Genomic DNA, 9,643 nt, shown 5'->3' on the forward strand with positions numbered 1-9,643 from the left:
CATGAGGAAACAAAAAATCCTGCGCTATGCAGGTATCACCCTCTTGGTGGTGGTCGGTATCCTCGCTTTCTTATCCATCACAGGCACGGTGGCTCACGCCGCTGGTCTGGTGGACGACACGGTGGACGCTGCCAACCAGTATTCAAAGTACCCACTGGAAAACTACCAGCTTGATTTCTATGTGGACAGCTCATGGGACTGGCTGCCTTGGAACTGGCTTGACGGTATCGGCAAGTCTATCCAATACGGACTCTATGCCATCACCAACTTTGTCTGGACAGTGAGTATGTATATCTCCAATGCCACAGGGTATGTGGTACAGGAGGCATACAAGCTGGATTTTATCTCGGACACCGCAAACGCAATCGGCAAGAATATCCAGACCTTGGCTGGTGTGAGTGCTGGCGGCTTTTCCACACAGGGATTTTATGTGGGTTTCCTGCTTATACTTGTGCTTATTGTAGGTATCTATGTTGCCTATACGGGGCTTATCAAACGGGAAACCACAAAGGCTGTCCATGCGGTCGTCAACTTCCTTGTAGTCTTTCTTCTGTCAGCGTCCTTTATCGCCTATGCGCCCAACTACATCACTAAAATCAATGACTTTTCTTCGGACATCAGTAGTGCGGCACTGACGCTGGGAACGAAAATCACCCTGCCCAACTCGGACAGTCAAGGGAAAGACAGCGTGGACTTGATACGGGACAGCCTGTTTTCCATACAGGTGCAGCAGCCTTGGCTGTTATTGCAGTATGGGACTTCCGATATGGAGGAGCTTGGGGCTGACCGTGTGGACGGTCTGCTTTCCGCCAGCCCAGACACGGACACCAGAGAGGATAAGGTCATAGAGGAAATCGAGGACAAGGACAATCCCAACATGAGCGTCACAAAGACCATGAGCCGCTTGGGAACGGTGGTCTTTCTGTTCCTGTTCAATATTGGCATTTCCATCTTTGTATTTTTGCTTACAGGCATGATGATTTTTTCGCAAGTGCTGTTCATCATCTATGCCATGTTCCTGCCTGTGAGTTTTGTTCTTTCCATGATACCTACCTATGAGGGCATGGGGAAAAAGGCCATCACGAAACTGTTCAACACGATTATGATGAGGGCAGGTATCACCCTCATTATCACCGCTGCCTTTAGCGTGAGTACCATGTTCTACTCCATTTCAGCAGGGTATCCGTTCTTTATGATTGCCTTTTTGCAGATTGTCACCTATGGCGGTATCTATTTCAAACTTGGGGACTTGATGGGAATGTTCAGCCTGCAATCTGGGGACACCCAGCAGGTCGGCAGGCGTATCATGCGCCGCCCTTATCTGTTACTAAACCGTGGGGCAAGGCGTTTGGAGCGTCGTGTCGGCAGGACGTTAGCCGCTGGCATGGCTGGCGGTGCGGTAGGTGCAGCGGTGGCTTCTCATGCAAAGAAGAATGATACCAGACAGGCCACACGTCCGAACCATGACACAGGACAGCAATCTGGCGGTACTCCCAGCTTTGGCAAGCGTGCTGGCTCAAAGGTCGGTGCGGTTCTGGATACCCGACAGAGGGTCAAGGACAAAGCACAGACCGTCAAGGAGCAGGTCAAGGATATGCCGACACAGGCTGGCTATGCTGTCCACTCCGTAAAGGAAAAGACGAAAGAAAACGTATCAGATTTCAAGCGTGGCATGATAGAGGAAAAAGCCACACGTCAGCAGGGACGGGCTGAAAAACAGGGGAAGCACAGGCAGACCATAGCCCAAAAGCGCATGGCACTGGATAAAGCAAAAGTAACAGGATCAGCGCCGAAAGGGGCTGCCCCTGTCCATGAACGTCCAGCCACAAAGCCCGTGTCTGGTTCACCTGATCCACAGGCGGCCACTCCAAAAGGTTCAGCGGCTAAGACAGAGCCGACCATCAAGGAACGCCCTGCGGCAGTTACCAGAGATAGCCATGTGAAGCAGCAGCCTGTCAAGGCCAAAGAGCCAGCGGTCACGGTACAGGAGCAGCGGCCACAGGTGGCAAAAGAAGCGGCTGCCCGTTCCCAGACTAGCAAAGAACCGGTAAGGCCACAGGCTGTTAAAGAGCCTGTTTCTGCTGGAAGTAAACCAGCCCGTCAGACCACTGCACAGAAATCCAGCCAAAGCACACATAGAAACACTGTGAAAAAAGCAACCCACACCCAAAAGAAAGGACGTAAGAAATGAAGCTGCGGCATTTAGCACTGCTTGGTGGGATTTTCACGGTGATTATCAGCCTGCTGCTGTTTCTGTTTATCGTCACATCAGACGACGAGGAAAGCGGCGGCGGTTCCCGATTTGACTATTCGGGCATGAACCTGTCAGCGGAGGTCTTGAAACACCAACCCACCGTTGAGAAGTATGCGAAAAAATACGGGGTTGAGGACTATGTGAATTACCTGCTTGCCATTATGCAGGTGGAGTCTGGCGGCACAGCGGTGGACGTTATGCAGTCCAGTGAAAGTCTGGGGCTGCCACCCAATTCTCTTAATACAGAGCAGTCTATCGAGCAAGGGTGCAAATATTTTGCTTCTCTGCTTGCTTCATCAAAAGCGAAAGGCTGTGATATAAACACCGTCGTCCAGAGCTACAACTATGGCGGCGGTTTTCTTGATTATGTGGCAAGCCACGGAAAGAAGTACACCTTTGAACTGGCGGTCAGCTTCGCAAGGGAGAAGTCTGGCGGTGTCAAGGTGACTTACAAGAATGAAATATCCATCAAGGAAAATGGCGGCTGGCGGTATAAGTATGGAAATATGTTCTATGTCCGTCTGGTAGCCCAATATCTGGCAGTCCCCAATTTCAGTGACGCAACGGTACAGGCCATCTTCAATGAAGCCTTGAAGTATCAAGGCTGGACGTATGTGTTTGGCGGCAGCAACCCCAACACCAGCTTCGATTGCAGCGGTCTGGTTCAGTGGTGCTATGGCAAGGCAGGTATCAGCTTACCCCGTGTGGCTCAAGACCAGTACGACGCAACCCAGCATATCCCACTGGCACAGGCAAAGGCTGGCGATTTGGTATTCTTCCACAGCACGTATAACGCTGGCACATATGTAACCCATGTGGGCATTTATGCAGGAAATAACCGTATGTATCACGCTGGAAATCCGATTGGCTATACAGACCTTAACACCCCATACTGGCAACAGCACTTGATTGGTGCGGGGCGTGTAAAATCCCATTAAGACAGAAAGGAAATGGTATCTATGAGATTAAAGAAAAAAGAAAAAGAAGCAAAACCCAATAAGGCAAAGAAAGTGCGTGTGATGAAAGTAGGCACACACAGAAAGTCCGTTATCGCCCTGTGGCTGGTGCTGATTGCCAGCGTCAGCTTCGGGGTGTATAAGAATTTTACTGCCATTGATATGCACACCGTCCACGAGAAAGAGGTCATAGAACAGCGTATCGTGGATACGAACAGGATTGAGAACTTCGTCAAGGACTTTGCAAAGTCCTATTATTCATGGGGCAACAACAAAGAAGCCATTGAAGCAAGGACAGCCGCTATCAGCAGGTATCTTACAAAAGGCTTGCAGGATTTGAACGTGGACACGGTACGGAGTGATATACCGACCAGCTCCACTGTAAATGAGGTGAAAATCTGGAACATAGAGCAGGCTGGAACAAACGAGTATGCTGTCCTCTACTCTGTAGATCAGACGGTGACGGAGGGTGAAAAGTCCTCTGTTCTCGTATCCGCCTATACGGTGGCTGTCCATTTGGACAGTGACGGGAACATGGTAATCACAAAGAACCCCACCATCAGCAGTATGCCAGCAAAGTCCAGCTATGAGCCAAAGGCGGCAGAAAACGACGAAACGGTAGACGCTGCCACCACAGAGGAAGTGACCGAGTTCTTGGAAACATTCTTCAAGCTGTATCCCACTGCTACCGATAAGGAACTTTCCTACTATGTAGCAGACGGTGTGCTGAAATCCGTAAACACGGACTATCTGTATTCAGAACTAATCAATCCGCTGTTCACTATGGACGGGGATAAGGTCAAGGTGTCTGTGTCAGTGAAGTACCTCGACCAGAGGACAAAGGCGGCACAGATTTCACAATATGAGCTTGTGCTTGCTAAAATGGGCGGTAACTGGAAGATTGTGAAATAGGAAAGAAAAGTATGAAAAAGAAGTGGAAATACATGACATATGTTCTACTTCTTTTTCATAATTCCTGTATTCAATTACTTTACAATTGTATCAAGGCTTATTTTACTGTAATATTAAATTGGTATATTATTCGTTTTACCGTCTATTATCATATGGGGAGGTTTATAATGAAATATCTAACAGTAAAAGAATTTGCAGAGAAATGGCATTTATCAGAAAGGCGTATTCAAAAGTTATGCACTGAAAATAGAATAGAGGGCGTTATACGATTTGGTCATTCGTGGGCTATTCCAGAAGATGCAAAAAAACCAGCGGATAGAAGATTTCATTTGAATAATACTTCTATGCTGGATATTGATAGAATTGTTAAAGATTATGGAACATATATTTATAATTTTGCTCTAAAATTATCAGGAAATACAAAAGATGCTGAGGATCTAGCACAGGAAACATTTATTAAGGCATGGAAAAATATTGAAACTCTTAAAAATCCTAAATCCATCAAGAAGTGGCTAAGAACTATCTGCCTTAATGAATTTCGGATGAAAATAAATAAGGATAACCGTATGAAAATAGATTATACCGAGAACATAGATGATTTAATCGAAGACGGAAAACATTTAATGGATGTATCTCCTACTCTTATAGATGAAACCTTTGTTAATGAGGAAGTATCTAAAATTAGAGATGGCTGTTTCCTTGCAATGGTAAGAAAATTATCAATAAATCAGAGAATTGCATTTTCATTAGTTTATATGTTTGGGTTGCCAATAAGTGAAGTTGCAAAGTTATTACAGGTGACACCCAAAGCTGTAAAAGGTCTTTTATATAGAGCTAGAATGAATTTAGATTCTTTTTTTCAAGGGCATTGTAGTATTCTCGAAGCTGATAATCCGTGTAAATGCTCTGCATGGGTGAATTTTGTAAATCAACGTGCAGATCTTCAAAATAAATTAAAAAAGACTCTCGATATTTTGGATTATAGATATAAGGATTATTCTTTTGATGAAGCAACAAGCGCAAAGGTACTTTATTACTACCAAAATATGCCTGAATATGAACCGAGTGATGAATGGTTTGAAAGTATTATTGTTTCAATCAGAGATTTATATAAAATTTCAAATTAGCCGAGTCTTTCACTTAGAATTATCATCTATTAAAGTGAAAGGAGGGTTAATATGTATAGGTCAAAAATTCAAGAATTAGAAATGTCTTTAGTCCAAATAGAAAATTTGCCACTCATAAGAAAGTATGCGCAAGAATTTTACAAAACCCATAGTCTGGAAGACTGCTGGCAGTTTGCCTGTGAATCATGGGAATCCACATATTTTCAGATTCAAGAAATATCCGTATTTCTCTGTGGATATATAGCTCATCAAAGTGCTGCTGCGACTCTTTTTTTAAAAGACACTGTTTCTCAACATCCAGATTGGAGGGTTCAAGAGGTATTAGCTATGGCATTTGATGCTTATTGCAAGTCAATTGGATATGAAAATTCATTACAGATTATAAATGAATGGATATCCAGTGATAACCATAATAATCGTCGAGCTGTAACAGAGGGATTACGAGTGTGGACAAGTAGACCGTTTTTTTCGGAAAATCCACAGATTGCGATTTCAATTTTATCAAGTCTGAAAGAGGATAATAGTTTGTATGTTAGGAAATCGGTAGGAAATGCCCTACGAGATATAAGCAAAAAACATAGGGAACTGATTGAACAAGAACTATTTTCTTGGGATTTATCGAACAAAAAAATTCAGCAAGTATATAAATTAGCACATAAATATTTAGATAAACAAGGATGAAATCATGGGAAACGGATTTGGAGTATTTACGAAAGAATCAGGTAGTATTGGAAAATCATTTATGGATATGGCAATGAAAAACTCAGAAAATAGTGCATTAGATCCTAAAACGCAAGAGCTAGCATATATTGCTGTTTTATCAGCAGTTCGTTTGCTTAGTGGAATAGAATTTCATGTAAAATCCGCAAAAAAATTAGGTACGACAAAAAAAGAAGTAAAAAGTGCCATATTGGTCGGATTGCCTGAGGTAGGTATAATTGCCACAGAATCAATGGATATAGCTTTGAAGAGTTATGACAAGTAAAAAATGGAGGATTTAACTTTCCTCCACTTCTTTAGATTTAACGATACCGTCAGCAACAATCTCCATAATTACCATATCTTTGTCGGAGAATGTATCGAGCTGCTTTTCCAACTGCCTGCGCCTTGTATTTTTGGCTTGGCTGCTGGCAGGTAGGAAAAATTCATCAACGGACACATTAAGTAAAGTCACAAGGTCATAAAGTACCTGTAAACTTGGGTGTTGTCCTTTATTCTCAATATTTGTTAAATAACGTGGGTCAATCTCAATCTTTGCACCCACCTGTTCACGAGTCAGACCTTGTTTTTTCCTTGCTGCTTTGATGGCAAGCCCAAAGGCTCTGAAATCGTACCTATCTTCTTTTTTACGCATAGTAAATCACCTCACTACATTTTACTGTTCCTAAAGAATAAGTAACAGGTGTAGTAAAACGTATTGCTAGGTTTTGTAGTTCCTATTATGCGTAAATAACAGCTAAAAATACTGCTTGGCGGTAAATAAAAAAACCGTTGTCAGCAGTAATGGTTTTTTGCGCCCTTTTAGATAAGACGACGGTAAAACAAATGCCGCCGTTTTATTTTTTGCCTAACGGTGACTAGGTTGTTTTGTTTTAGCGGCTATGGGAGGTAGCCGCATGGAATATTTATTTATTCGACAACTTTCGACCATTGGCAATTTGTTAAAAAAATCCGTTTAAATTCAGCGGACTATAACACCCTTGTATATGGTTTTTCACATCATATAGCAGGAACAATTTGGAAAGCACAAAGTCAATACGCGCGTATTGTCCTTGTGCTTTTTTGCTGCAAAAAACTTTTTAAAAAAGTTTTTGAAGTTGGGTATCAAAGCCCACCCCCACTGGTGAGTGTTAGTGCGAAAAGAGGTAGAAGACTTTTCGCTTTAGCAACTTTAGCTGGAAAGGGGGTGAGATTATGAAACCATCTTCTTTCGAGAACGCAATCAGACTTCAATTTGACTGTCTGGCTCGCAAGGTTATAGGCCGAACTGTAAAGAACTACGACAGAGAGCTTGGCAGACGTGCAAGACGTGAAACTCCATTCTGTGAACTGTCTGAAATGGAACTAAACCATATGGGTATCATGGACGAGTATTCCGTTGAGTTTACATCATTTGATGTATTCGGTTCAGAAGTCCGTATCTATGATGAACGCTTATGTGAAGCAATCAAAGAATTATCTGAAAGACGACGTAACATTCTGCTTATGTCCTACTTTCTTGAAATGACCGACGCTGAAATTGCAGAGGTCGTGGGAATGGAACGATTTTCCGTTTGTAGAAACAGGCTGCACACATTAAAGCTCATAAGAGATATGTACGAGGAGGATTGAAAACATGATGAAGTCTACAAAGAAATGCCCATCATTTTCCACAATCAGCTCTGCTGCTGATGGTGATGAGGTGGCAATCGAAAAGATTTTAAATCACTATGACGCTTACATATCAAAAGCCAGTTTACGACCTTTCTATGATGAACACGGAAATATGTATATCGTGGTTGATATGGAACTGAAAGGCAGAATAAGAGCTGCATTGATTAAGGCAATTTTAGATTTTGAAGTCAAAGTGAAATAAATGGTATTCGGGAGTGTCCTACCACCTCATTTCAGCTCCCCGATAAATGTTCTTTGAAAACTGAATAAAGTAATCAGATACGTTTGATATACGGTGAGCCGACGGACTGGAACGCCATGACCCATGAAAGGAGGGACAAAAGAGCGAGCGACCACGCCAGTGATCCGTAAGCGACTGTTGGAAAGGTTGCTGCCATGACCCGTATGTCAGAATAATGATACACTCGCATGATGCGGTTGTCCCATAAGAATGGGAATGGTGAAAATCCAGTGGAGCTTTCCAGAGCCATCTGATTACTCATGATATGCCATAGCGAAATAAATTACATTATTACATAGAAGCAGGGAGATGAGAAAACGGAAGAAATGTTACCAGAAAATCTAAATCCATATAATAAAGTTTCCATTGTGAATGATGCGAACTTATTGAATTTTATGATAGAAAAAGGTATAATAAACTACGAGAGAATTCAAATACAATTCGCTATGGCACAAAGAGAAGAATTGTTGAAAGAACACCCTTATGAAATATGGGAGGGTAAAAACGGAAAATGGTATACATATCTTCCAGATGAAGAAAAAGGGAGGGTTTTAAAGAAGCGAACTACTCAGACAGCAATCGAAGATGTTGTTATTAAATATATTAAGGAACATAAGGACGTTCCTTATATAAGAACTGTCTTTACAGAATGGGTGAACCAGAAACTGGAATATAAAGAAATTCGTAAACAGTCATATGATAGATACTGTTCAGATTTTGAGAGATTCTTTTCAAAAGCAGCTATTTCTTCTAAACAGTTTAAGGATATTACAGAAGAAGATTTAGAGAAATTCATAAAGTCCAGTATTTGTGATTTTGAATTGACGGTAAAAACATTCTCTGGGCTTCGCCTACTGATAAATGGTATTTTTAAATATGCAAAAAAGAAGAAATATACCTCAATCAGTATTACTCAATTTTTCGGGGACTTGGAATTACCAAAGACCATTTTCACTCAGAAAATAAAGACAAAGCAAGATGAGGTCTTTTTTGAGGACGAAATACCATGTATAGTAAGTTATGTAAAGAACAATCCAACTATTTGGAATTGGGGCGTATTGCTAGTATTCGTAACAGGTGTACGAGTAGGAGAGTTATCCGCTTTAAAGAAAAATGATATAGAGGGCAGAATTATTCATATTAGGAGAACTGAAATTAAATACAAAGATGAGGAAACTGGTAAATGGGTTGTTGATGTAGAGGAATTTGCAAAAACTGATGCTGGTAACAGAGATTTGCTTATAACAGAAACTGCTGAATGGATAATAGCGGAAATTGTCAAACTAAATCCGCATGGTGAGTATCTGTTTATGAACAATGGCAAACGTATTAGAGAGAATACATTTAATAAGCGAATGACAAGTATATGTGAAGAACTACATTTACATCATCGATCTATACATAAAGCTAGAAAAACCTATGGAACTACCTTAATTGATGCAGATGTTGATGATAGTATTGTTGCAGAACAGATGGGGCATGCTGATATAGAGACAACAAAAAAGTATTACTACTATAGTAATAAGAATGAGAAGAGTAAGCGGCAACAAATTGAAAAAGCTATCGCAATTTAGTTGTAAAGTAACCAAAAGGTAATCAAAGGTAATCGAATATGATACGGTTAATAAGTTTAAAAAATACAGATTTTAAGCAGGTTTTTTGCAATAAGGAGTGTGTGAAGAAATCTCTGTAAAAGCAGATCTTCTATGATAATGGTAGGGCTGAAGGCTTCTTTATGAGCATTCAGCCCTTGGTTTATATATAACGCATATATTTGCGT

Annotated in this window: 11 protein-coding genes; 9 read left to right on the forward strand and 2 right to left on the reverse strand. The window is 41.5% G+C overall.

Translation table 11 applies throughout. From position 1 onward, the window contains the following. Nucleotide 1 precedes the first annotated feature (1 nt). The 6 genes from HGO97_RS20090 to HGO97_RS20120 all read left to right on the forward strand — a co-directional run bounded on the left by HGO97_RS20090 (nucleotide 2) and on the right by HGO97_RS20120 (nucleotide 6,234). Complete coding sequence (locus HGO97_RS20090; RefSeq protein ID WP_216244646.1) at nucleotides 2-2,191, forward strand: CD3337/EF1877 family mobilome membrane protein; 2,190 nt, start codon at nucleotides 2-4, stop codon at nucleotides 2,189-2,191. Continuing rightward, a complete protein-coding gene (locus HGO97_RS20095; RefSeq protein WP_216244648.1) occupies nucleotides 2,188-3,192 on the forward strand; it encodes a bifunctional lytic transglycosylase/C40 family peptidase in 1,005 nt (334 codons plus the stop codon). The genes HGO97_RS20090 and HGO97_RS20095 overlap by 4 nt, the downstream gene beginning before the upstream one ends. Before the next feature lie 21 nt (nucleotides 3,193-3,213). Next, entirely contained in the window at nucleotides 3,214-4,122 is a 909-nt protein-coding gene (locus HGO97_RS20100) for a conjugal transfer protein (RefSeq protein WP_216244650.1), read from the forward strand. A 167-nt stretch (nucleotides 4,123-4,289) separates the two neighbouring features. Next, nucleotides 4,290-5,249, forward strand: a complete 960-nt coding sequence (locus HGO97_RS20110; RefSeq protein WP_330654305.1) for a sigma-70 family RNA polymerase sigma factor — start codon at nucleotides 4,290-4,292, stop codon at nucleotides 5,247-5,249. A 51-nt stretch (nucleotides 5,250-5,300) separates the two neighbouring features. Beyond that, nucleotides 5,301-5,930 (forward strand): DNA alkylation repair protein, encoded by a 630-nt coding sequence (locus HGO97_RS20115; protein ID WP_216244652.1) that lies wholly within the window; start codon nucleotides 5,301-5,303, stop codon nucleotides 5,928-5,930. Between the two features lie 4 nt (nucleotides 5,931-5,934). Continuing rightward, nucleotides 5,935-6,234: a carboxymuconolactone decarboxylase family protein gene (locus HGO97_RS20120; protein ID WP_216244654.1), complete on the forward strand. Its 300-nt coding sequence runs from the start codon at nucleotides 5,935-5,937 to the stop codon at nucleotides 6,232-6,234. A 12-nt stretch (nucleotides 6,235-6,246) separates the two neighbouring features. Here HGO97_RS20120 and HGO97_RS20125 read toward each other — a convergent pair whose 3' ends face one another. Beyond that, nucleotides 6,247-6,603, reverse strand: a complete 357-nt coding sequence (locus HGO97_RS20125; RefSeq protein WP_216244657.1) for a helix-turn-helix domain-containing protein — start codon at nucleotides 6,601-6,603, stop codon at nucleotides 6,247-6,249. Nucleotides 6,604-7,163: 560 nt separating this feature from the next. On the opposite strand from HGO97_RS20125, the gene HGO97_RS20130 reads away from it, so the two are divergent. Further along, a complete protein-coding gene (locus tag HGO97_RS20130) occupies nucleotides 7,164-7,580 on the forward strand; it encodes an RNA polymerase sigma factor (protein WP_054353018.1) in 417 nt (138 codons plus the stop codon). Nucleotides 7,581-7,584: 4 nt separating this feature from the next. Then, nucleotides 7,585-7,824, forward strand: a complete 240-nt coding sequence (locus tag HGO97_RS20135) for a helix-turn-helix domain-containing protein (protein WP_216244659.1) — start codon at nucleotides 7,585-7,587, stop codon at nucleotides 7,822-7,824. A 73-nt stretch (nucleotides 7,825-7,897) separates the two neighbouring features. Here the strand turns inward: HGO97_RS20135 and HGO97_RS20140 are convergent, their stop codons facing one another. Next, a complete protein-coding gene (locus tag HGO97_RS20140) occupies nucleotides 7,898-8,125 on the reverse strand; it encodes a hypothetical protein (RefSeq protein ID WP_216244662.1) in 228 nt (75 codons plus the stop codon). 64 nt (nucleotides 8,126-8,189) lie between these two features. Between HGO97_RS20140 and HGO97_RS20145 the strand changes: the two genes are divergently transcribed. Beyond that, the gene (locus HGO97_RS20145) at nucleotides 8,190-9,437 is read left to right on the forward strand and encodes a tyrosine-type recombinase/integrase (RefSeq protein WP_216244664.1); all 1,248 of its coding nucleotides are present in this window, start codon (nucleotides 8,190-8,192) and stop codon (nucleotides 9,435-9,437) included. The last annotated feature ends 206 nt before the right edge of the window (nucleotides 9,438-9,643 follow it).

Source organism: Faecalicatena faecalis, from assembly GCF_012524165.2.
Lineage (GTDB): Bacteria > Bacillota > Clostridia > Lachnospirales > Lachnospiraceae > Faecalicatena_A > Faecalicatena_A faecalis.